Genomic DNA, 20,794 nt, shown 5'->3' with positions numbered 1-20,794 from the left:
TTTATCGGCGAAAAAGCGGGCCGAGGGAAAACGTTGCTTCCTGGACCAGCGCAGGCGTTCGGCGCTGGTGGCCTATGCAGCCTGCGCGGCCGCGCGTTTGCCGCGTGTGACCAGCGAATTGAACGCGCGGCGCGCCATCGCCTGAGCGTCGGCGCGTCCGAGCATCTTCAGCGATTGCTGGAAGGCCATCACGATGCCGGCCATCTCGAATGCGAGCTGGCGCGGTTCCTCGTCCGCGCCGAGGCTGCCGTCCTGGATGGCGTCGCTTGCCACGCGAACGACGATGCCGTTCCAGTCCTTCAGCGCGCGCACCAGCATGTCGCGGATCACGCCGGGCCGGTCGCGATATTCCTGGCCCAGCGCCATGAACAGGCAGCGGCCGCCCGAGTCGGTGCTGCCGATCCATTCGAGCTGTCCTTCGAACAGCGCGCGCAGACGCGGGACGCCGCGCGGCTGGCGCAGCGCGGGCTGCACGACCATCGCCGTGAAGCGCTCGATCGCCAGTTCCAGCACGGCCTGCTGCAAGGCCTCCTTCGACTTGAAATGCGCGTACAGGCCGCTCTTGGACATGCCCGTGCTCGCGGCCAGTTCGGCAAGCGACAGCTGTTCGAATCCGATCCGCGTGGCGGCGTCGAATGCTTGAGCGATGATCGCGCTACGCGTCAGATGGCCTTTTTGCATGCTCGGAAGAATAGCACGACCGGTCGGTCTGTCAAACCGAACTTGGCGCTAACGAGGCCTATTCGCTATTGTGGAAGCACGGGCACTTCAAAGGGCCCGATATCGAGATGGCAGGGGCTGGAGGAAAGCGACCGGCACAAATCGTGAATTCTGTAAAAGTGTTTCCCTGATTACATACGGAACGCGACGTGTGCTCTATACTCGAATGCACGTCCGCGCACTTTCTTTTTTGGTGACTGGAGACCGATATGAACAGTACAGCCGTGCCACGAGGCGCTAGCGAACCGTTCCGGCAACTGCGGGCGCTGCGCCGTGCGCGCAAGCTCAAGCAGGAGGACGTCGCCCGCAAGGCCGGGATCTCGCGCGAGGCGTATCTGCGCGCGGAGTCGGGCCAGGCCGATCCCCGCATGTCTACCTTCCTGGCCGCCTGCGAGGCGCTGGGTCTGGAAGTGGTGCTCGCCCCCCAGCATCTGGCCCAGGACGTCAACGCCTTTATCGCCAGCCGCAACGGCGGCGTGACTGCGGCCTCGATGGCAGGTCCGGCGGGCGGCGCATCGGCATCCTCGGCTTCGTCCGCCTCCTCGGGCGGCGGCACGTCCGGCGCGGGTGGCATGGGCAACCCGCAGGGCGAAGGCCAGAAACCGGTCTGATCCCGTCATCTTTCCCCTCGCGGCCGGCGTTCGTCCGGCCGCTGGTTTTCGCGTCGCGCGGCCTCTGATCGCGTTCGGCGTGGCCGCCTTCGCTCGTCAGAGCGAGGCTGCGCACGACCTCCCCCAGTTCTCCCCGATCCGTCCTGATCATCACGCTGCTCGGCTGCGTCACATCGTGATGCCGACCGTCGCCGTTTTCGTCTTTTCCGTCGCGGCGTGCCGCTTTCGGGCGCGAACCGGATTGACACCCTTGGTGTCGCTGATTACGATTCGGTAAATTCGTTTCTCAATACGTAATTAGAGGCCGGCGCCGGCCTAGCCGTGGCATCGGGGCGGCCTATGCTGAAATACCCGGCCCGCGGATGCCGAACCGGGCGGAAGCGCGCCGACCCAGCAAACGAAGCAATCGAAAGCAAACGAAGCAGAACGGAGACAAGCCCCATGTCCAAAGCCTTTGCGTCGCAAGCCGATCTCGAAGCGAAGCAGGTCACCTTCACCCGGCTGTCCGACAACGCCTACGCCTATACCGCAGAAGGCGACCCGAATTCGGGCGTGGTGATCGGCGACGACAGCGTGCTGATCGTCGACACCACCGCCACGCCGGCGATGGCGCAGGACCTGATCGCGCGCATCCGCACCGTGACCGACAAGCCGATCAAGCACGTGGTGCTGTCGCACTACCACGCAGTGCGGGTGCTGGGCGCGTCGGCCTATTTCAGCGAAGGCGCGCAGAACGTGATCGCCAGCCGCGGCACCTACGAGATGATCGTCGAGCGCGGCGAGGCGGACATGAAGTCCGAAATCGAACGCTTTCCGCGGCTGTTCGCCGGCGTCGAAACCGTGCCCGGACTGACCTGGCCCAACGTGGTGTTCGAGCGCGAGCTGACGCTGTTCCTCGGCAAGCTGGAAGTCAGGATCCTGCATCTCGGTCCCGGCCACACCAAGGGCGATACCGTGGTGTGGATTCCGTCGCAGAAGATCCTGTTCTCCGGCGACCTGGTCGAATACGAGGCCGCCTGCTACTGCGGCGACGCGCAGCTCGAGGAATGGCCGTCGACGCTGGACGCGCTGCGCGCGTTGCAGCCGCAAGCGCTGGTGCCGGGACGCGGGCCCGCGCTGACCACGCCCGAGCAGGTCGACAAGGGCATCGCCTACACGCGCGATTTCGTCAGCACGCTGCTGCAGCGCGGCCGCGAGGCGGTGGCGCAGAAGCTGGACCTGAAGGCGGCGATGGCGCATACGCGCGCCGCGATGGACCCGAAGTTCGGCCACGTCTTCATCTACGAGCACTGCCTGCCGTTCGACGTGGCGCGCGCCTATGACGAGGCCAGCGGCATCAAGCATCCGCGCATCTGGACTGCCGAGCGCGACAAGGAAATGTGGGCCGCGCTGCAGGATTGAACCCCGGCGGCATGCTGGCCGCCGCAGTCCGCGGGACAGCGGGCGCGGCGGCGGGATGGAGACGATATGGAAACCACAGCTCAGGTTACGGCCCAGGTTACGGCTCAGGCAGGCGACAACTACCAGTCCCGCACCTTCGCCTACCGGCCCTGCGCCGAGCAGCAGCCGGGTGCGCAGGCTCTGGTGCGGCCCGTGGTGGTGATCGGCGCCGGTCCGGTCGGCCTGTCGACGGCGATCGACCTGGCCCAGCAGCAGGTGCCGGTGGTGCTGCTCGATGACGACTGCACGCTGGCCAGCGGTTCGCGCGCGATCTGCTTCGCCAAGCGCACGCTGGACATTTTCGATCGTCTGGGCTGTGGCGAGCGGCTGGTCGGCAAGGGCGTGCGCTGGCACGTCGGCCGCGTGTTCTTCGATCAGGAGCAGGTCTACAGCTTCGATCTGCTGCCCGAGAGCGGCCACCATCGCCCGGCCTTCATCAATCTCCAGCATTACTACGTCGAGGGCTATCTTGTCGATCGTGCCGCCGAACTGCCGGGCCTGGAACTGCGCTGGCGCCATCGCGTCAGCGGCGTGCGGCAGCAGGCCGACCAGGTCGTGCTGACAGTGTCGACGCCCGACGGCGACTACGCGCTGCCGGCGCGCTACGTGGTGGTGGCCGACGGCGCGCGCAGTCCGGTGCGCCAGCTGATGGGGCTGCAGAGCCAGGGCCGCACCTTCCGCGACCGTTTCCTGATCGCCGATGTGCGGATGGCGGCCGGCTTCCCGGCCGAGCGCTGGTTCTGGTTCGATCCGCCGTTCAACCGCAACCAGTCGGTGCTGCTGCACCGGCAGCCCGACAATATCTGGCGCATCGATTTCCAGCTGGGCTGGGACGCCGATCCCGAGCAGGAGCGCCAGCCCGAACGCGTGCTGCCGCGCCTGCGCGCGCTGCTCGGGCCCGATGCGAAGTTCGAGCTCGAATGGGTCAGCGTCTACACCTTCTCGTGCCAGCGCATGGAGCGGTTCCGTCATGGCCGCGTGCTGTTCGCCGGCGACGCCGCGCATCGCGTCTCGCCGTTCGGCGCGCGCGGCGCCAACAGCGGGGTGCAGGATGCCGACAACCTGGCGTGGAAGCTGCGGCTGGTGCTGGCCGGACTGGCGCCCGACGCGCTGCTCGACACCTATGCCAGCGAGCGCGAATACGCGGCCGACGAGAACATCCTGCATTCAACGCGTTCGACCGACTTCATCACGCCGAAGAGTGCGGCCAGCCGCGTGTTTCGCGACTCGGTGCTGCGGCTCGCACGCCAGCATCCGTTCGCGCGCCAATTGGTCAACAGCGGCCGGCTGTCGACGCCGACCGTGCTGACGCCGTCGCCATTGAACACACCCGATACGGCGCAGTTCGCCGGCGCGATGGTGCCGGGCGCGGTCTGCGCCGATGCGCCGGTGCGCGTCGTCGGCGGTGTTGAAGAGGGCGAGGGCTGGCTGCTGCCGCATCTCGGCAATGGCTTTACCGCGCTGGTGTTCGCCGATGCCGATGGCCTGTCCCCGACGGCGTGCGCGGCGCTGGAGCAGGGGGCCTCTGCGCCGGTGCCGATCCAGGTCGTTTGCGTGGTCCCCGCCGCCATGCCGCCGTCTTCATCGCCAACGCTGCCGCACGGTGCGGTCGTGCTCGAGGACATCGAAGGGCTGGCCGCACGCCGCTACGACGGCCAGCCCGGCACCTGCTATCTGCTGCGCCCGGACCAGCATGTCTGCGCACGCTGGCGCGACATCGAAGCCGACGCGCTGCAGGGCGCGCTGCGCCGCGCGCTCGGCATGATCGACGTGCAGTGGCGCGACGAGCCGGCACAGTCGACGCCGCAGGCCGCGCAGCTTGTCACCGAAGCGAATCTCGCGCAGCCGGACGACGTCTACGAAGCGCTGCTCGAGATGCATCGCGATCTGAGCGATGCGCAAAGCCAGGCCGCCAACGCGCAGCTGATCCTGCTGCTGGCCAACCATATCGGCGATACCGCGGTGCTGCGGCAGGCGATGGCGCTCGCGCGCGCCGCCGTACCGCCGGCTGTGCCGAACCCGCCAGCCGAAGCCGCGGTGTCGATTCCCTTGCCGGCATAAGCCGACCCCTTCAAGCCAATCCTTTTCCGAAACCTTTCCCAGACCGTCTGTCAGGACCACCATGACCCAAGCACTACGCCAAGACACCGACGCCGGCGCGCTGCGCTACCAGTCCGGCTTTGCCAACGAGTTCGCCACCGAAGCCCTGCCCGGCGCGCTGCCGGTCGGACAGAATTCGCCGCAGCGCGCGCCGTACGGCCTGTACGCGGAGCAACTGTCGGGCACCGCCTTTACCGCGCCGCGCGCGCACAACCGCCGCTCGTGGCTGTACCGGATCCGCCCGGCAGCGATGCACGAGTCCTTTGTCAAGATCGAGCAATCGCGCATCGTCAGCCGCTTCGACGAGGTGGCGCCGTCGCCGAACCAGATGCGCTGGAGCCCGCTGCCGATGCCGGACGCGCCGACCGACTTCATCGACGGCATCGTCACGATGGGCGGCAACGGCGGCCCCGACGCGATGGTCGGCTGCGGCATCCACCTGTACCTGGCCAACCGCTCGATGCAGGGCCGCTTCTTCTACAACGCCGACGGCGAGATGCTCATCGTGCCGCAGCAGGGACGGCTGCGCCTTGCCACCGAACTGGGCATGCTCGAGGTCGAGCCGCAGGAGATCGTGGTGGTGCCGCGCGGCGTGCGCTTCCGCGTCGAGCTGCTCGACGGCGAGGCGCGCGGCTATATCTGCGAGAACTACGGCGCGCTGCTGAAGCTGCCCGACCTCGGCGTGATCGGCTCGAACGGTCTGGCCAATCCGCGCGACTTCCAGACCCCGGTGGCCTGGTACGAGGACGTCGAGGGCGATTTCGAGCTGGTGGCCAAGTTCCAGGGCAATCTGTGGCGCGCGAAGATCGATCATTCGCCGCTGGACGTGGTGGCCTGGCATGGCAACTACGCGCCGTACAAATACGATTTGCGCCGCTTCAACACGATCGGCTCGATCAGCTTCGACCATCCGGACCCGTCGATCTTCCTGGTGCTGCACAGCCCGTCCGATACCGAGGGCGTCGACAACATCGACTTCGTGATCTTCGGCCCGCGCTGGCTGGCGATGGAACACTCGTTCCGCCCGCCCTGGTTCCACCGCAATATCGCCAGCGAGTTCATGGGCCTGATCGAAGGCGTCTACGACGCCAAGGCGGAAGGATTTGCCCCGGGCGGCGCGAGCCTGCACAACTGCATGAGCGGCCATGGCCCCGACGCCGAGACGTTCGCGCGCGCCACCGAATCGGATACCACCAAGCCGCACCGCATCTCCGACACGATGGCCTTCATGTTCGAGACGCCGACCGTGATCCGGCCCACGCGCTTCGCCGCCGAATCGGCCGCGCTGCAGTCGGACTACCAACGCTGCTGGCAAGGGCTGAAGAAGCATTTCAACCCGAACGTGCGCTGATGGCGCGCGTGCCGACGACATACGCCGACGACATACGCCAACGATACAACCAACGTACCGCCAAGTAGCGCACCGTAGCGCGACGTAGCCAAGGTAGCGCTACTTGGCGAACAATCCAACGCACTGCATCCATGACCCAAGCCCAAACCTCCCGCAGCTGGATCGAATCGGCCAACGACGCCGCCACCCATTTCCCGCTGCAGAACCTGCCGTACGGCGTGTTCTCGCACGGCGCACAGGCCCCGCGTGTCGGCGTGGCGATCGGCGATCGCATCGTCGACCTGTCGGTGCTCGACGAAGCCGGCCTGCTGCCGGCCGCGGCCCGCGGCACCTTTGCCGCGCCGGTGCTGAACCGCTTCATCGCGCTGGGCCGCCCGATCTGGCGCGAGACCCGCCAGCGCATCGCCGCGCTGCTGTCTGCCGACACGCCGACGCTGCGCGACGACGCCGCGCTGCGCGAGCGCGCCGTGGTGCCGATGGCCGGCGCGAAGCTGCATCTGCCGGTCGAGATTCCCGGCTATACCGACTTCTATTCGTCGAAGGAACACGCGACCAACGTCGGCCGCATGTTCCGCGACCCGGACAACGCGCTGCTGCCGAACTGGCTGGAAATCCCGATCGGCTACAACGGCCGCGCCAGCTCGGTGGTGGTCAGCGGCACGCCGATCCGCCGCCCGAATGGCCAGATCAAGCTGCCGAACGAGGCGCGCCCGATCTTCGGCGCCTGCCGCAAGCTCGACTACGAACTGGAGATGGGCTTTATCGTCGGCAAGGACTCGGCGCTGGGCGAGCCGGTCGCCGTCGATCAGGCCGACGACTATCTGTTCGGCATGGTGCTGCTCAACGACTGGAGCGCGCGCGATATCCAGCAGTGGGAATACGTGCCGCTGGGGCCGTTCAATGCCAAGACGTTCGGCACCTCGATCTCGCCGTGGGTCGTCACGATGGAAGCGCTGGAACCGTTCCGTCGCGACAACCCCGAGCAGTCGCCCGAGCCGCTGCCATATCTGCGCCAGTCGGCGCGCAACGCCTACGACATCGAGCTGGAGGTCGCACTGCGTCCGCAGGGCGCCGAGCGTGCCGAGCGGATCAGCCGCACCAACTTCCGCGCGATGTACTGGACCATGGCGCAGCAGCTGGCCCATCACACGGTATCGGGCTGCAATGTCCGCGTCGGCGATCTGATGGGTTCGGGCACGATCAGCGGCACCACGCCGGATTCGTACGGCAGCCTGCTGGAACTGACCCGCAACGGCAACGAGCCGCTGAAGCTGGCCGGCGGCGTGGAGCGCGGCTTCCTGCAGGACGGCGATGAAGTGGTGATGAGCGGCTGGTGCCAGGGCGATGGCTATCGCATCGGCTTTGGCGAGGTCAGCGGCGAAGTGCTGCCGGCACCCAAGGTCGCGGCCCAGGGCTGAGCGCCCAGGCCCGACAACGGCACGTCACGCTCGGCCGGCAACGGATCAGTCGGCCGGCGTGGCGTCCAGCACCACCGCCGCGCGTCCCGTCAGCAGCACGGCGTCGCCGGCGCGCAGCGCGAATTCGTAGAGCACCTGACGTTCGTCCCCGCCGATGCGCTCGGCCTCGATCGTCAGCGGATCGGCCAGGGTATCGAGCCGCTCGACGCGGACCTCGACCTTGCGCACGCTGGCCAGATAACCGACACGCGGCGTGGTCGCCGTGCCCGATTGCAGCAATGCGCCGTGCACAGCCATCGCCTGCGCGGCATATTCGATGCCGCACAGCGCCGCCAGCCTTCCCTCGGCACGCAGCGGGTGATCGGGCGACGCATGGTTGCGCGCCTCGCAGCGGATGCGCTGCGCATTCCAGTCGATCACCTTGTCGAGCAGACACATCGCGCCGCGATGCGGGATATGCGCGGCGATCCAGTCGCGGCCCACCGGCGTGCCGAGCGGCATGTCTACCCCGGACGCACCGAAGTCGCCCATCCCGTTCACCGCCATGGCGCGACCTCGACGCGCAGCCGCAGCGGATCCAGATAATCGAGCACCGCCGTGGCATCGTCGCCGCGGGCCAGCACCTGCAGCAAGGGCAGGGCGCGCGCGGCCGGGATGGTGGCGCGCAGCGCTTCGAGCGCGGCGTCAGTCATCGGCGGCGCTGCGTCGCCGTCGATCATCAGGGAAGGCCGCAGGCTCGCCAGCGTTGCCGGTCCCGGCTCGGCGGTCAGCACCAGTGCGAGCCCGAAGACATCGGGGATCGGCCGCGCGCTGCGCAGCGGCTCGGGATAGTCGGTGTCGTAGGCAATCAGCACGCAGGGCGCGCCGGTCGCCAGCACCTGGCTGTAGGCATCGAGCAGCCCGGCGGCAAAGCTGCCGTCGTGCGCGCACATCGCATTGGACGGCGCCATCGCGCCGGTGGCGATGCTCCAGTAGCCGGCCGGCGCGTTGTGCACCGAGTTGTGAAAACGGGTCGGCGAGATCAATGGGTCGTCGCCGGCCAGCGATTCGCAGATCGCATGGTAGTTGTGGCCGTCGGCGCCGGAGGCGCTGAACACGGTCGCCAGCGTGGCGGCATCGCGCCCGCTGGCGGCGATTGCCTGTCGGCCGACCGCCAATGCCAGCTTGACGGCCGGACCGGTGCGCCGGCGCTCCGCCGACGGCAGGCCCTCCGGCGCGGGCAATGCGGTGGCGGCGGGCGAATAGGGCGCCTGCCCGCGCAGGATCGCGGCACCTTGCTGCCAGTCCGTCAGCCCCGGTCCCAGCAGCCCGATCCCTTCGACAAACACCGGCGCCGTCATCGCGGTTCGCCCCGCAGGTGCACGTCGGCGCGGCCGAACAGCAGGCTGCAATTGGAGCCGCCGAAGCCGAAGGCATTGCTCAGCGCATAGCGCGGACGCTGTGCCGCATCCGGCGTCGGGGTTTGCATCAGATAGTGCACCGGCAGCGCGGGATCGAGTTCGGTATCGGCGATGCCCGCCGGCAGCCAGCCCTCGCGCAGCGCCAGCGCGCTGATCACCGCTTCGATCGCGCCGGCCGCACCGAGGGTGTGGCCGGTCGCGCCCTTGGTCGAACTGCAGGGCGTCGTGCCGAACAGCGCCAGCACGGCCTTGCCCTCGGCGGCGTCGTTGCTCGGCGTCGCGGTGCCATGCAGATTGATGTAGTCGATGTCGAACGGCGTCAATCCGGCGTCGGCCAGCGCCTGCTCCATTGCCAGCCGAGCGCCCAGTCCGTCCGGATGCGGACTCGACATGTGGTGCGCGTCGCTCGACTCGCCGACGCCGCACAGCAGCACCGTATCGTCCGGCATCGCCGCGGCCGCGGTCTCGGGCAAGCGCTCGAGCAAACCGAAGGCGCCGCCTTCGCCGATCGAGATGCCATTGCGGCGCGCGTCGTACGGCCGGCAGGGGGCGGCCGACACCAGTTCCAGCGAATGGAAGCCGTACAACGTGGTGTGGCACAGCGAATCGACGCCGCCCACCAGCGCCGCGTCGATCAGTCCGGCCTGGATCATGCGCCGTGCCGAGGCGAAGACCTTGGCGCCGGACGAGCAGGCCGACGAGATCGCGGCGGCGGGGCCGGTCAGGCCCAGATACGCGCGCACGAACGCCGGCAGCGAGAACGGGCTGTGCCGATGCGCGTATTCGAAGCCGGCCGGCAGCGCGCCGGTCGCGGCATCGCGCCGCCGGTAGGCCTGTTCGGTTTCGAGGATGCCGCCGGTGCTGGTGCCGAGGAACACGCCGATGCGATGGGCGCCGTAGCGCGAAATCGCCTCGCGCACGCGTTCGGCAAAGCCGTCCTGCTCGAGCGCTATCCGCGCGAGCCGGTTGTTGCGGCAGTCGAAGCTGGCAAATTCGGCGGGCAGCGGCGCGTCGTCGACGCCGGCAACCTCGCCGACATGGGTGTGCAGCCGCACGTCGCCGAAGCGGCAGGGCGCGAGGCCGCTGCGCTGGGCGCGCAACGCGGCGGAGGTCGCCGCAAGGCCGCGACCCAGGCAACTGGTGACGGTGAAATGGGAAAACTGCAGCGCAAGCACGGGGGAAGACGGGGACAGCGGACGATCGGGATGCGAGGCGGCGCGATGCGAAGCCGCGCCGAAGTTGCCGGGATTGCCGGAACTTCCGGAGCTTCCGGAGCTTCCGGAGCCGGCGGAGCTTTCGGAGTCTCGGGAGCTTCCGGCATGGCGGTCGGTGGCGGGCACCGATGGGCGGCGCGATTGTATCAAAGCGGCTCCAGCTCGCCGGCGGCGGTCACGGTGCCGCGGCGTTGCGCCGATGCCGATGTCGCGGCTGGGGTCCCTGCGTTGTGAACGGGCTCGGAGTCCAGCGTACCGACCATCAGCACATTGGCGCCATGCGCATCGCGCGGCAGCGGCACCTCGCGCAGCGTCATGCCCATGCCGCGCAGCAGCGCGCGCCATTCGTCGGCGGGCCGGCAGGTCAGCGGGCTGGTGCGGCCGGCGCGCAGCCACTGCACCACGCGGTCGACCGCGCGGCTGTAGCGGGCCCGCCAGCCGGCGCTGGCGTCGCCTACCCGCATCAGCAGCCGCCCGCGCGGCGCCAGGCAGCGCAGCGCGTCGCGCAGCAGCGCCTCCTGCGCGGGGCGGTCGATGTAATGCAGCACATCGAGCAGTACCACCAGGTCGCAGGCCGCGGCGACCTCGGCTACCGCGGCGCGGGCGTCGGCCTGCCGGATGTCGGCCGGCCACGGGCCAGGCCCGGCCAGCGCGGCGCGGGCACGCTCGGCGTCGGCCGGGGTCAGTTCGATGCCGAGATAGGAGCGCGGCACCGGCGGCGGCGGCCATCCCGGTGGCCAGTTGTCGGCATGGCATTGCCGCGCCGCCAGCAGCCAGCTCGCCAGCAGGCCCTGACCGCAGCCGATATCGAGAATGCGCGCGCCGTCGGGAATCAGGCCCTGCGCCAGCGCGATCGCAAATACCGGATCGTTGCGCAGCTTGAAGCGAGCGAAATGCACGGCGAAGGGATCGGCGGCGCGGTAGCGGGCGCTGGCCCGCGCGATCAGCGCCTCGCCGGCCTGGCCGGCGGTATCGGTCCACCGCGTCATGCCGGCACCGCCTCGCGCAGCGTCACGTAGCGAAGCCCCGCCTCGTCGATGGCGCGCAGCACGCGCGGCAGCACCACCAGGATCATCGGCGTGCCGGTGCGGTCGGTGCCCGGGTTGCCGTCATGCATCAGCAGGATGTCGCGCGCGGCCAGGTCCTTCAGCAGCCGCGCCTCGACCTTGTCGGGGTCGCCGCCGCGGAAGGTGTCGAAGCCGCGCCGCGTCCAGCTCGCGAGCCGCAGCCCGTGCCGGCACAAGGCCGGTTCCAGCAACGGATTGCGCAGCCCGGCGGGCGCGCGGAAGAAGCGCGGCACCTGCCCGGTCAGCTCGGTCAGCAAACGCTGCGCTTCGCCGACCTCTTTCGTGATGCGGCCGGGGCCGAAGGTCGAAAAGTGCAGCCAGTGGTGCTGCGTATGGTTCTCGATCGCATGGCCCCTGCGCACGATGTCGGCCACCAGGTCGGGATGGCGCAGCGCGCGTTCGCCGATGCAGAAGAACGTGGCGCGGGCGCCGTGCGCGTCGAGCAGGTCCAGCACGGCCGGCGTGACCTCGGGATTGGGGCCGTCGTCGAAGGTCAGCGCGATGCTGTGGCCCGCGCTGGGCGGCAGCCGCAGCAGGTTCGGTCCCAGCAGCGTGCTGCGCGGCCACAGGCCGGCGCCGGCCAGCAGCAGATTGGCGGCGACCACCGAGCCGGCGGCCCAGGGCAGCGTGGCAGGCTGGGCCAGCACCGCGGCCACGGCGCCCAGGTGAACGGCGGCCGCGCCGCCGATCAGCGCCGACGGTCGCCAGCTGCGGACCGTGCCCGGCGCGGCGGTGGATTGCGTCCCGGGATAGGAATTGCGCATGCGCGTCATGGTCTTGCCTCCTGATCGTGACCGGCCTGGGTCGGACGGGGCGAAGCGCCCAGCATGGCCGCCGGTGCGAACACCGCCGAGAACAGCAGCGCCAGCACCGCGCCCGGACCGACCGTCTGGCCGAAGGCCTGCAACAGCGGCAGATGTGATAAGCCTAGCAGACCGAAGGCGGCCACCGTGGTGAGGTTGGCCAGCAGCAGCGACACCAGCGTGCGCGGCGCGATCGCCGCGGGCTCGCTCGATTCGGGTTCGTTCGCACCGGATTCGGTCGCTGCCGGTTCGCTGGCTCCGCGCTCGCCCGCCTCCGACGTCCTTGCCGCGCCATTGAAGAACAGCGCGTAGTTCGATCCCACCGCGACCAGCAGCAGCATGCCGACCAGATGCAGCAGCGACAGCGTCTTGCCGGCCAGCGCCAGCGCCGCGATCACCACCAGCGCCGCCGCCGCCAGCGGCAGCAGCGTGGCCACCACGCGGCGCGGCGAACGCAGCGCCACCAGCAGCAGGATCGCGATGGCGGCGGCCCCGCCCAGCGACAGCCGCAGCGCCTCGCGCAGATAGCCGGCATAGAGCCGGTCCGACTCGCCCTTGAGGTCGACAAACAGCGCATCGGCCACGCCGGCCTTGGCGATCGCGGCGCGCAGGACCGCTGTGGAGACCAATGTGGGGTCTTGTGCGGCCGCCGGTCCCCGGCTCGCCGCCACCGGGGCCTGGGCCGGCGCGCGCAGCGGCAGCGTCGCAGTCCAGCGGCCGTTGTGCTCGGTGAGCAGCGCATCGACCGCCAGCGCCATGGATGTGCCGCGCAGGTCGGCCCGCGTCAGCGGTTTCATTGCGCGAACGCGCGCGACCTCGTCGAGAAAGGGCACGAACAGCGTCGGCTTGACCGGCAGCCCGGCGACGGCCGCCTGCAGCCGCCCGGCCAGTTCGTCTCGCGCCGGCAGCGCGGCCAGCCGCGCCAGCTGGGTCGTCTCGCTCGGCAGGAAGCGGGCGGGGCTGTCGAAGCCGCCGATGACGCCTTGCGCGACCAGCGGCGCGAGCTGCGCGCCGACGCGCTCGGCGCCTTGCAGCGCGCCCTGTTCGGTCGCCGCGGAAACGGTGACCACATAGCGCACGTCCGGCGCACCGAGGTCGGCCCGCAGGCTGGCATCGAGCGCCTGCGTGTCCGCCGGCACCGGGCTCAGCGACGTCAGTTCCTGGCTCCACAACGGCGTGCGCTGCACGGCGACGATCCACACGAGCGCCAGCGCGGCGGCCAGCACCAGGGCCAGCGCGGGCCAGCGCAGCCGCGGCGCATGCGCCGCGACACGGGCCAGCCGGTTGCCGAGCGGACGCAGATCGCGCATGCGCCAGCGCGCGGGGATCAGCTGCGGCAGCACGAAACGGGTCACCAGCGCGGCGGTGGCCAGGCCCGCGATCGAGAACAGGCCGAGCTGCGCCAGCCCCGGAAAACCGGACAGCAGCAGCGAGGCGAAGCCGCAGATCGAGGTCAGCACGCCCAGCCGCACGGTGGGCCAGAACGCGCGCGTCCAGCGTTCGCGCGCGGCCGTCGCGGCGGCGGCATCGGCTTCGGCTCCAGCTTGCCCATCGCCATCCGGGTCCTGCGCCCGGTCCTGCGTGGTCTGCGCGAACAGATAGATCGCATAGTCGACCGACTCGCCGATCAGCGTGGTGCCGAATCCCAGCGTCAGGCCGTGGACCATGCCGAAGCCCAGGCTGACCGCCGCGGTGCCGGCCAGCACGCCGGACAGCACCGGCACCAGGCCAAGCGCCAGCGCCGTGGGCGAGCGATGGACGAACCACAGCAGCGCGACGATTACCGCGATGCCGATCGCCGACAGGCGTTCGACTTCGGCGCGGATGGTGTCGCGCGTCTGCACGCCGATCGCGCCGGGGCCGGACATCACCAGGCGGTATTCCCCGGCCTTGGCGCCTGACTCGGATACCGCGGCGGCGAAGGCGGAGCGGATCGCCGCCATCGCCTGCGCCTGCGCGTCCAGGTCCGAACCCGGCGCGGCGGTCTGCGCCAGCAGCACCGCGCGCTTGCCATCGCGCGAGGCCCAGACGCCGTCGCGCATCGCCGCACCATGGCTCGGGTCGAGATCGGCCAGCAGCGTCGCCACCTCGCCGGTGGGGTCGCGCGGCAGCAGCGGCTTGATCATCAGCCCCGCCGACGAGCCCAGCAGATCGATGGTGTCGCCGATCGCCGCGCGCAGGCCGGCTTCGGTGAAGCGCTCGGGCGTGACGGCTGGACTGAGCAGATAGCGGTGTGCGAACAGATAGCGCTGGTCACGCTCACGGTTGACCGGCTCGCCGTTGGCGATCGCGGCAAACGACGGGTTGCCGCGCAGCTTGCCGGCCAACGCCTTCGACAGCGCCGCGCGCCGGGCGCCATCCTGCGCGCCGCCGCCTTCGATCCCGATCAGCAGCAGCCGCGACACCAGACCATCGCGCAACTGGTCGACCAGCAACTGCTGCTCGGCAGTCGGCGCGCGCGGCAGGAAGGCGGACAGGTCGGCGCTGAAGGTTGTGCGCGCGACGATCGCCGCGCAGGCCAGCAGGACGGCCAGCCAGAGCGCGACCGCGATCCGCGCGGGAAACGTGCGGGCAAGCAAGCGATTGCCGGCCTGACTCATTGGCCGCCGGTCGGGACGATGGTCATCACCGAGCGGTCGCCGTCGGCCTGGCGGATCTCGACGCGTTCGAGCCGCTCGCCGGCACCGTCGATGCGGATCGCCGCGATGGCCGCGGCCATGCGGCTGTCGGAGGGCGTCAGCGTCAACGTCCACCGTTTGGCGGTGCCCTCCAGCGCGAGCCGGTAGTACTGCTCCAGCGCTTGCCGGTTGCCGGCCAGCGTGCCGCGCAGGCTCTCGATAAAGGCCGCCAGCTCGGGGTGGTTGCCCAGCGGAATGGTGGTCTTGCGGCCGGCACGCTCGACCGTCAGCATGTCGCCCTGCACCAGCAGCGTCTCCGGCTTGGGCGTCAGCGTGCGCTTTTCGAGGCGGTCCGGCGCGACGAAGCGCAGCTCGCCGCTCGATTCCAGCGGCCGCTCCAGCATCGCCATGTACTTCTTCTCGACGAAGCGGGCCCGGCCGGATGGTTGGCCGGCCAGCGTCGCCATCAGACGGTCGACGCTCCACGCGGCATCGGCGCGGGCAGGGGCGGTCGCCGTGGATGCGATGGATGTCGCGGGTGCAGCGGGTGCAGCGGCGGCGCCGGCCGGCGGCAACAGGCAGGCAAGGGCGAGGCAGCACACCGCGCCCAGACGAACGGCAAGACCGAGGGGGAGCAAGCGAAGGCGTTCGACGTTCCAGGTCATCGACATCATGCGTTTGCAGGCGTGCGCGCCGGCGCCTGCCAGAAATCGTAGAAGTTGAACCAGTTGTACGGCGCCGCCCGGCAATGCCGCTCGAGCAGTTCGACATAGCGGCGCAGCGCGGCCTCGATCGCTGCCTCGCGCTCGGCGGCCGGCGTCGCCGAGAAGTCGGCGATCGTGTCGAAATGAATGTCGTAGCGGTTGCCGCCGCGATACAGGCCGGTCATGAACAGCACCGGCCGGCGCAGCATTGCCGCCATCCGCAGCGGCCCGGTGGCGAAGGGCGCCGGTGCGCCGAGAAATTCGCAGTGGCGCATCGGGTCGGTGGCCAGCCGGGTCAGCGTGCGGTCGGCCAGCAGGCCGAGCAGGTAGCCGCGCTCCAGATAGTCGCGCGCCTGCAGCATCGCGTCGAGCCGGCCCAGCGCGATCACGTCCTGCCGCACCGCAGGATTGATCGCCGCCAGCACCTCGTTGAGGCGGCTGGCGTTGTCCTGGTACATCATCACCGCCAGCCGCAGCGCAGGATAACGCTGGCCGACCGCGCGCACCGCCTCGAAGCTGCCCAGGTGCGCGCCGAACAGAAAGGCGCCGTCGCCGCGCGCGATGGCCTGCCGGATGATCGGCTCGCCGTGCACGCGGATATCGAACAGATCCAGGCGGCCGTTCAGCAGATAGACGCGGTCATGGATGGTCGAGGCAAAGGCCAGGCCCTGGCGCATCACGTCTGCCACGCCGGCCGGGCGCCCCAGCGCACGCGACAAATACAGGCGCGAGGTGCGGCGTGCGCCCGGCGAGATCAGCAGATAGATTCCCACCACCGGCCACAGCAGCGCGCGGCTGGCGCGCCGGCCCAGACGCAGCGACAGCCAGCGCATCGCGCGCAGCAGGCGCAGATGGCTGCGCTCGGGCTGGCTGCTCCAGTCGTCGGCGGGCGCCGCGTGGCTCTTGTGCGGTGCCGTCATACCGCCGTGTCGGTCGGTGCGGCCGGGCCCGGCAGCGTCAGCATGCCGCTGGCGACGGTGCGGCCCGGGGCTTCGAGCTCGAAACGGACCGTCTGGGCCGCCGTGTCGTCGGCGTTGTGACCGGTGATGCCGTCGCCCACGCAGGCATAGCGGACCGCGACCGGTTCGTTGGGCACGACCGTCGCCAGGAATTTCACCGAGGCGAGACGCGAAGGCTGCGGCGCCCGCCCGAGCGCGGCGGCGATGCGCAGCACCGCGTGGTCGAGCAGCACCACGCCGGGCACGATCGGCCGGCCGGGAAAGTGTCCCGGCAGCGCCGGATGGCCGGACGCGATGGTGAAGACGCCGGCGCTGTTCATGCCGGTCCCAGCACGGTGGTGGGCGCGCGATCGCCATGGCGGGCGCCGTGGCCGCCCTGCAGCCGCGCCACCAGCGGCTCGAGCAGATCGCGCGGCAGCTTCCCGGTGGCGTTGCGCGGCAGGCCGTCGACGAAGAACACGCGCCGCGGCAGGAAGGCCGGATCGATGCGCGCCCGCAGCGCGTGCACGATATCGGCCGCGTTCAATCCCGGCGCCACTACCAGCGCGGTCAGGCGCGCTTCCTTGCCGAGTCCGCCGGCAGGCTCGCCGCGCGGCATATGGAAGACGCCGTCGAGCACGCCCGGAATCGCGTTCAGATGGTGGTTCAGATAGGCCAGAGAGGTCCGCTTGCCGGCGATCTTGATCAGGTCGGCCTTGCGGCCGTGCAGCAGGAAGCGGTGGGCGTCGAGCGGTTCGATCTCGTCGTTCAGCGCCACCGGCTGAGGCAAATGGGCGCCGCCGGCCAGCCAGGCCGGGCCGTCGTCGGCATCGTCGCCAACGGCCGTGGCTTCGGCACGTTGAGAGCGGTCGAGCCGCAGCGTCACGCCGGGCAGCAATTGCCAGGCGGCGTCGTGGGCGGTGCGGCGCGTGGCGATATGACCGGTCTCGGTGCTGCCGTAGATTTCCAGCAGCGGCGCGCCGGTTCGCGCTTCGATGTCGCGTGCGAGCCGGGGCGCCAGCGGCGCGGTCGCCGACAACAGCCTTGCCACCGCCGGCAACTCGACCGGCGACAGCTGCAGCGTGCGCAGATGCACCGGCGAGGCCACCAGCACACGCGGCGCCGGCACTGCGGCCAGCGCGGCGGCGACGTCGTAGGGATAGAAGGGGTGGGCCGCGCTCAGCGCCACGCCGCCGTGCAGGGCCAGCATCACGGTGCATTCGAGCCCGTACATGTGCTGGGCCGGCACGGTGCCGACCAGCGTTGCGCCGGCGAGCGCGTCGATGCCGAGCCGGGCCGCCGCCGCGCGGGCATTGCGCACCATCTCGCCCCAGGTCTTGCGATGGGGCATCGGCAGGCCGGTCGAGCCCGAGGTGAACAGATAGGCGAGCGTGCGGTCGGCCGGAATCCGGGGGATCGCGATCGCCTGCGCGTGTCCGGCAGTGTCGTTGGCGATGCCTTCATGCGAACCTTCGTCCGCACCTGCGTCCGCACCTTCATCCACACCCGGCAGCGTCACCCGCATGCCCGGCATCCCCGCTTCGCAAGCGCAGCCGGGACCATCGTGCAGGCAGAAGGTGTCCGGCGCGAAGGTGGCCAGTTCGCGGACCATTGCCGGTGTGTGCGCCGGCGGCAGCAGGCTGATCTTGTCGGCCAGCAGGCTGGCGCACAGGCCGACGGTAAAGAGGTAACGGTCCGCGCACATGTTGAACACGTGGCGGCCGGCCGGCAGCCGGGACGCCAGATGGCGGACGTCGGCCAAAAAACGCGCCAGGGTGACCGGAGCGCCGTCCCGATAGGCGACGATCTGGTCGCCGCGGGTATGCGCGATCAGCGGCAGCGTCCCCGCGGACGGGTGCACCCGGGCGCCGCCGGCAGGGCGGGCGGCAAAACGGGGTGGGCGCGATCGGCGCGAAATGCGGGACACTGGCATGGCGGCGCGGTCGGTGCTTCGGTACGGCATCGGCGGAGGGCAGGCAGTGCACTTCCGCGGCCGCAGCGAAGCGATCCGGTCATCGATCTTTGGGGACTATGGCTGGAAGACCCGAAGTGTGGGGCTTCCGTTTCTCGCCGTGGCGGCGAGGTTGTTACCAAATTTCACCCGTGTGGAGTGAACCCGGTGGGCTTGGTAGCATTGCGCCCGAAGGCGGTGCCGCAGTATACCCCACGGCTTTGCGCGGCCCCGGCTCCGGCCGGGGCTGCCACCGCGACGACATAACTTACATTTAGCGACAATGACCGATCTCGAAATCGAACTGGCCCGGATGATTCTCGGCGAACTGGACATTACCGAGCTGACGCTGGACCAGGTCACGGCCGATACGCCGCTGTATGGCGAAGGCTTCGGCCTCGATTCGATCGATGTGCTGGAAATTGCACTCCTGATCTCCAAAAAGTACGGATTCGAACTGCGCTCGGACAATCCGGACAACAAGACCATCTTCGCCACACTGGGCAGCCTGGCCGCCTACACCGCCGCCCACCGTACCCGCTGATGCCCCGGACGTCCCGGTCGCCCCGGTCGGCGCCCGCGCCCGCGCGCAAGCTGGCCCTGGTCACCGGCGGCAGCGGCGCGCTCGGCCAGGCCATCTGCGAGACGCTGGCCGCCGGCGGCTGCCGCGTCTGGGTCCATGCCAACCGCAGGCTGGACGAAGCGCAGCAGGTGGCCGCGCGCATCCGCGCCGCCGGCAGCGAGGCCGAGGCGATCGCCTTCGATGTGACCGACCCCGACGCCACCGAACACGCGCTGCAGCGCATCCTCGCCGACGGCCCGGTGCAGGTGCTGGTCAACAACGCCGGCATCCACGACGACGCACCGATGGTCGGCATGACGCGCGAGCAATGGCGCCGCGTGATCGACGTCTCGCTGCATGGCTTCTTCAACGTGACCCAGCCCCTCTTGATGCCGATGATGCGAACCCGCTGGGGACGCATCGTCAATATCGCATCGGTGGCAGGCCTGATCGGCAATCGCGGTCAGGTGAACTATGCTGCAGCCAAGGCGGGCGTGATTGCGGCCACGCGTTCGCTGGCGATCGAGATGGCGTCGCGCGGCGTCACGGTCAATGCAGTGGCGCCGGGCATCGTCGCATCGCCGATGGCGCAGTCGGCCTTTCCGCCCGAGCGGGTCCGCGAGCTGGTGCCGATGGGGCGGGCCGGCCAGCCGGAAGAGGTCGCGGCAATGGTCGCCTATCTGGTATCCGAGGCGGCCGGCTATGTCACCGGGCAGGTGCTGTCGATCAACGGCGGCATGGCGACCGGCTAGCGTGACGGCGGGGCGGCCTGCTGGCATGTCGCCATCGGATACCGACAAAGGGATGAACAAAGGAACCAACGGGACATCACAAACGTCGAGGAGAAGGTAGCAGTGCGCAGACAGGGGCCGGCGCTCGCGCAGCGCGCCAGGCCGGCCACGGACAACACATTGATGGAGCACGGCCGCATGACCGAACGTTCGACCACGCATCTGGTGATCATCCCGAGCTACAACCCCGGCCCCAAGGTGCGCGAGGTCGTGCGCGAGGCGCGAGCCCAATGGAACCCGGTCTGGGTCGTCGTCGACGGCAGTACCGACGGCAGCACCGAATGGCTGCAGCAGCAGGCCGAGGCCGATCCCGGCCTGCGCGTGCTGGTGCTGCCGAAGAACCGCGGCAAGGGCGCCGCGGTGCTGCACGGGCTGGAGCAGGCCGCCGCCGAGGGCTACACGCACGCGCTGACGATGGATTCCGATGGCCAGCATCCGGCCGCGATGATCGGCAAGATGCTGGAGCTGTCGCGCCGCAATCCGGACGCGATGGTGCTGGGCAAGCCGGTGTTCGACGAGAGCGCGCCGCGCGCACGGGTCTATGGACGGCGCCTGAGCAATGTCTTCGCCGACCTCGAGACGCTGTGGGCCGGCATCGGGGACTCGCTGTACGGCTTCCGCGTCTATCCGATCGCGCCGCTGTGCGCGGTGATGCGCGGCAACCGCTGGATGCGGCGCATGGACTTCGATCCCGAGGTCGCGATCCGGCTGTGCTGGCGCGGCGTGCGGCCGATCAACATCGATACCCCGGTGCGCTATTTCCGCGAGGACGAGGGCGGCGTGTCGCACTTCCACTATGTGCGCGACAACATCCTGCTGACCTCGATGCATATCCGGCTGGTGATCGGCTTCCTGCTGCGGCTGCCGATGCTGGCGCTGCGCCGGCTGGGCGAGCGCAGCAGCGCGGGGACGAAACCGGCGGCCTGAACCACCCGATTCACCCGTGGTTTGCTCCCTCTCCCGCCCCGCGGGAGAGGGGCCGGGGAAGAGGGAAAACAGCGCCCGCAGGCCACCGCGCATACCGTCGCATGTCAAGTCCTGACATAGGTTGACAGTTCTTGGCCCTATTGAGCCAAGGTAAGCAACGCCCGATGGACCTCATCGGG

19 protein-coding genes are annotated in these 20,794 nt (G+C 69.8%); 8 read left to right on the top strand and 11 right to left on the bottom strand.

Translation table 11 applies throughout. From position 1 onward, the window contains the following. Positions 1–72: 72 nt before the first annotated feature. Complete coding sequence (locus HTY53_RS03535) at positions 73–681, bottom strand: TetR/AcrR family transcriptional regulator (RefSeq protein ID WP_174105098.1); 609 nt, start codon at positions 679–681, stop codon at positions 73–75. Between the two features lie 248 nt (positions 682–929). On the opposite strand from HTY53_RS03535, the gene HTY53_RS03530 reads away from it, so the two are divergent. The 5 genes from HTY53_RS03530 (at position 930) to fahA (ending at position 7,640) form a co-directional block, all read left to right on the top strand. Continuing rightward, a complete protein-coding gene (locus HTY53_RS03530; RefSeq protein ID WP_174105097.1) occupies positions 930–1,331 on the top strand; it encodes a helix-turn-helix domain-containing protein in 402 nt (133 codons plus the stop codon). Between the two features lie 441 nt (positions 1,332–1,772). Next, positions 1,773–2,732, top strand: coding sequence for an MBL fold metallo-hydrolase (locus tag HTY53_RS03525; protein WP_174105096.1), 960 nt, complete (start codon positions 1,773–1,775; stop codon positions 2,730–2,732). Positions 2,733–2,798: 66 nt separating this feature from the next. Continuing rightward, positions 2,799–4,832 carry an FAD-dependent monooxygenase gene (locus tag HTY53_RS03520; RefSeq protein WP_217435487.1) on the top strand — a complete coding sequence of 678 codons (2,034 nt, stop codon included), beginning with the start codon at positions 2,799–2,801 and terminating at the stop codon, positions 4,830–4,832. A 61-nt stretch (positions 4,833–4,893) separates the two neighbouring features. Continuing rightward, positions 4,894–6,222, top strand: a complete 1,329-nt coding sequence (gene hmgA, locus HTY53_RS03510; RefSeq protein ID WP_174105095.1) for a homogentisate 1,2-dioxygenase — start codon at positions 4,894–4,896, stop codon at positions 6,220–6,222. A gap of 131 nt (positions 6,223–6,353) precedes the next feature. Further along, a complete protein-coding gene (gene fahA / locus HTY53_RS03505) occupies positions 6,354–7,640 on the top strand; it encodes a fumarylacetoacetase (protein ID WP_174105094.1) in 1,287 nt (428 codons plus the stop codon). Between the two features lie 45 nt (positions 7,641–7,685). Here the strand turns inward: fahA and HTY53_RS03500 are convergent, their stop codons facing one another. The 10 genes from HTY53_RS03500 to HTY53_RS03460 form a co-directional block, all read right to left on the bottom strand. Then, positions 7,686–8,171, bottom strand: coding sequence for a hotdog family protein (locus HTY53_RS03500; RefSeq protein WP_438820927.1), 486 nt, complete (start codon positions 8,169–8,171; stop codon positions 7,686–7,688). A 5-nt stretch (positions 8,172–8,176) separates the two neighbouring features. After that, positions 8,177–8,980, bottom strand: a complete 804-nt coding sequence (locus tag HTY53_RS03495) for a beta-ketoacyl synthase chain length factor (protein WP_174105093.1) — start codon at positions 8,978–8,980, stop codon at positions 8,177–8,179. Continuing rightward, positions 8,977–10,215 carry a beta-ketoacyl-[acyl-carrier-protein] synthase family protein gene (locus HTY53_RS03490; protein ID WP_174105092.1) on the bottom strand — a complete coding sequence of 413 codons (1,239 nt, stop codon included), beginning with the start codon at positions 10,213–10,215 and terminating at the stop codon, positions 8,977–8,979. The genes HTY53_RS03495 and HTY53_RS03490 overlap by 4 nt, the downstream gene beginning before the upstream one ends. Positions 10,216–10,400: 185 nt before the next feature. After that, positions 10,401–11,243: a class I SAM-dependent methyltransferase gene (locus HTY53_RS03485; protein WP_174105091.1), complete on the bottom strand. Its 843-nt coding sequence runs from the start codon at positions 11,241–11,243 to the stop codon at positions 10,401–10,403. Beyond that, positions 11,240–12,094, bottom strand: a complete 855-nt coding sequence (locus tag HTY53_RS03480; protein ID WP_254599788.1) for a polysaccharide deacetylase family protein — start codon at positions 12,092–12,094, stop codon at positions 11,240–11,242. Before HTY53_RS03480 ends, HTY53_RS03485 begins: the two co-directional genes overlap by 4 nt. After that, on the bottom strand, positions 12,091–14,724 hold the full coding sequence (locus HTY53_RS03475) for an MMPL family transporter (RefSeq protein WP_174105090.1): 2,634 nt from the start codon (positions 14,722–14,724) through the stop codon (positions 12,091–12,093). The genes HTY53_RS03480 and HTY53_RS03475 overlap by 4 nt, the downstream gene beginning before the upstream one ends. After that, positions 14,721–15,416 (bottom strand): outer membrane lipoprotein carrier protein LolA, encoded by a 696-nt coding sequence (locus HTY53_RS03470; protein ID WP_254599786.1) that lies wholly within the window; start codon positions 15,414–15,416, stop codon positions 14,721–14,723. The genes HTY53_RS03475 and HTY53_RS03470 overlap by 4 nt, the downstream gene beginning before the upstream one ends. Beyond that, positions 15,413–16,366 carry an LpxL/LpxP family acyltransferase gene (locus HTY53_RS03465; protein WP_174105089.1) on the bottom strand — a complete coding sequence of 318 codons (954 nt, stop codon included), beginning with the start codon at positions 16,364–16,366 and terminating at the stop codon, positions 15,413–15,415. Before HTY53_RS03465 ends, HTY53_RS03470 begins: the two co-directional genes overlap by 4 nt. After that, positions 16,363–16,725 (bottom strand): hypothetical protein, encoded by a 363-nt coding sequence (locus HTY53_RS25125; protein WP_438820923.1) that lies wholly within the window; start codon positions 16,723–16,725, stop codon positions 16,363–16,365. The genes HTY53_RS03465 and HTY53_RS25125 overlap by 4 nt, the downstream gene beginning before the upstream one ends. Then, positions 16,722–18,245, bottom strand: a complete 1,524-nt coding sequence (locus tag HTY53_RS03460) for an AMP-binding protein (RefSeq protein WP_438820922.1) — start codon at positions 18,243–18,245, stop codon at positions 16,722–16,724. The genes HTY53_RS25125 and HTY53_RS03460 overlap by 4 nt, the downstream gene beginning before the upstream one ends. A 373-nt stretch (positions 18,246–18,618) precedes the next feature. On the opposite strand from HTY53_RS03460, the gene HTY53_RS03455 reads away from it, so the two are divergent. From HTY53_RS03455 to HTY53_RS03445, 3 genes are all read left to right on the top strand, one after another. After that, positions 18,619–18,879 (top strand): phosphopantetheine-binding protein, encoded by a 261-nt coding sequence (locus HTY53_RS03455; RefSeq protein ID WP_174105088.1) that lies wholly within the window; start codon positions 18,619–18,621, stop codon positions 18,877–18,879. Beyond that, entirely contained in the window at positions 18,879–19,649 is a 771-nt protein-coding gene (fabG, locus tag HTY53_RS03450; RefSeq protein ID WP_174105087.1) for a 3-oxoacyl-ACP reductase FabG, read from the top strand. The genes HTY53_RS03455 and fabG overlap by 1 nt, the downstream gene beginning before the upstream one ends. Positions 19,650–19,826: 177 nt before the next feature. Further along, on the top strand, positions 19,827–20,615 hold the full coding sequence (locus HTY53_RS03445) for a glycosyltransferase family 2 protein (protein WP_174105086.1): 789 nt from the start codon (positions 19,827–19,829) through the stop codon (positions 20,613–20,615). The last annotated feature ends 179 nt before the right edge of the window (positions 20,616–20,794 follow it).

Origin of the sequence: Cupriavidus gilardii (assembly GCF_013314895.1) — a bacterium.
Lineage (GTDB): Bacteria > Pseudomonadota > Gammaproteobacteria > Burkholderiales > Burkholderiaceae > Cupriavidus > Cupriavidus gilardii_C.
Note: the sequence above shows the minus strand (reverse complement) of the source record. Positions and strands in the feature narration are given on the sequence as shown.

Coding starts and splice junctions, on each gene's coding strand:
- HTY53_RS03535 (WP_174105098.1), bottom strand. CDS start 681: ATGCAAAAAGGCCATCTGACGCGTAGCGCGATCATCGCTCAAGCATTC.
- HTY53_RS03530 (WP_174105097.1), top strand. CDS start 930: ATGAACAGTACAGCCGTGCCACGAGGCGCTAGCGAACCGTTCCGGCAA.
- HTY53_RS03525 (WP_174105096.1), top strand. CDS start 1,773: ATGTCCAAAGCCTTTGCGTCGCAAGCCGATCTCGAAGCGAAGCAGGTC.
- HTY53_RS03520 (WP_217435487.1), top strand. CDS start 2,799: ATGGAAACCACAGCTCAGGTTACGGCCCAGGTTACGGCTCAGGCAGGC.
- hmgA (WP_174105095.1), top strand. CDS start 4,894: ATGACCCAAGCACTACGCCAAGACACCGACGCCGGCGCGCTGCGCTAC.
- fahA (WP_174105094.1), top strand. CDS start 6,354: ATGACCCAAGCCCAAACCTCCCGCAGCTGGATCGAATCGGCCAACGAC.
- HTY53_RS03500 (WP_438820927.1), bottom strand. CDS start 8,171: ATGGGCGACTTCGGTGCGTCCGGGGTAGACATGCCGCTCGGCACGCCG.
- HTY53_RS03495 (WP_174105093.1), bottom strand. CDS start 8,980: ATGACGGCGCCGGTGTTTGTCGAAGGGATCGGGCTGCTGGGACCGGGG.
- HTY53_RS03485 (WP_174105091.1), bottom strand. CDS start 11,243: ATGACGCGGTGGACCGATACCGCCGGCCAGGCCGGCGAGGCGCTGATC.
- HTY53_RS03480 (WP_254599788.1), bottom strand. CDS start 12,094: ATGACGCGCATGCGCAATTCCTATCCCGGGACGCAATCCACCGCCGCG.
- HTY53_RS03475 (WP_174105090.1), bottom strand. CDS start 14,724: ATGAGTCAGGCCGGCAATCGCTTGCTTGCCCGCACGTTTCCCGCGCGG.
- HTY53_RS03470 (WP_254599786.1), bottom strand. CDS start 15,416: ATGATGTCGATGACCTGGAACGTCGAACGCCTTCGCTTGCTCCCCCTC.
- HTY53_RS03465 (WP_174105089.1), bottom strand. CDS start 16,366: ATGACGGCACCGCACAAGAGCCACGCGGCGCCCGCCGACGACTGGAGC.
- HTY53_RS25125 (WP_438820923.1), bottom strand. CDS start 16,725: ATGAACAGCGCCGGCGTCTTCACCATCGCGTCCGGCCATCCGGCGCTG.
- HTY53_RS03455 (WP_174105088.1), top strand. CDS start 18,619: ATGACCGATCTCGAAATCGAACTGGCCCGGATGATTCTCGGCGAACTG.
- fabG (WP_174105087.1), top strand. CDS start 18,879: ATGCCCCGGACGTCCCGGTCGCCCCGGTCGGCGCCCGCGCCCGCGCGC.
- HTY53_RS03445 (WP_174105086.1), top strand. CDS start 19,827: ATGACCGAACGTTCGACCACGCATCTGGTGATCATCCCGAGCTACAAC.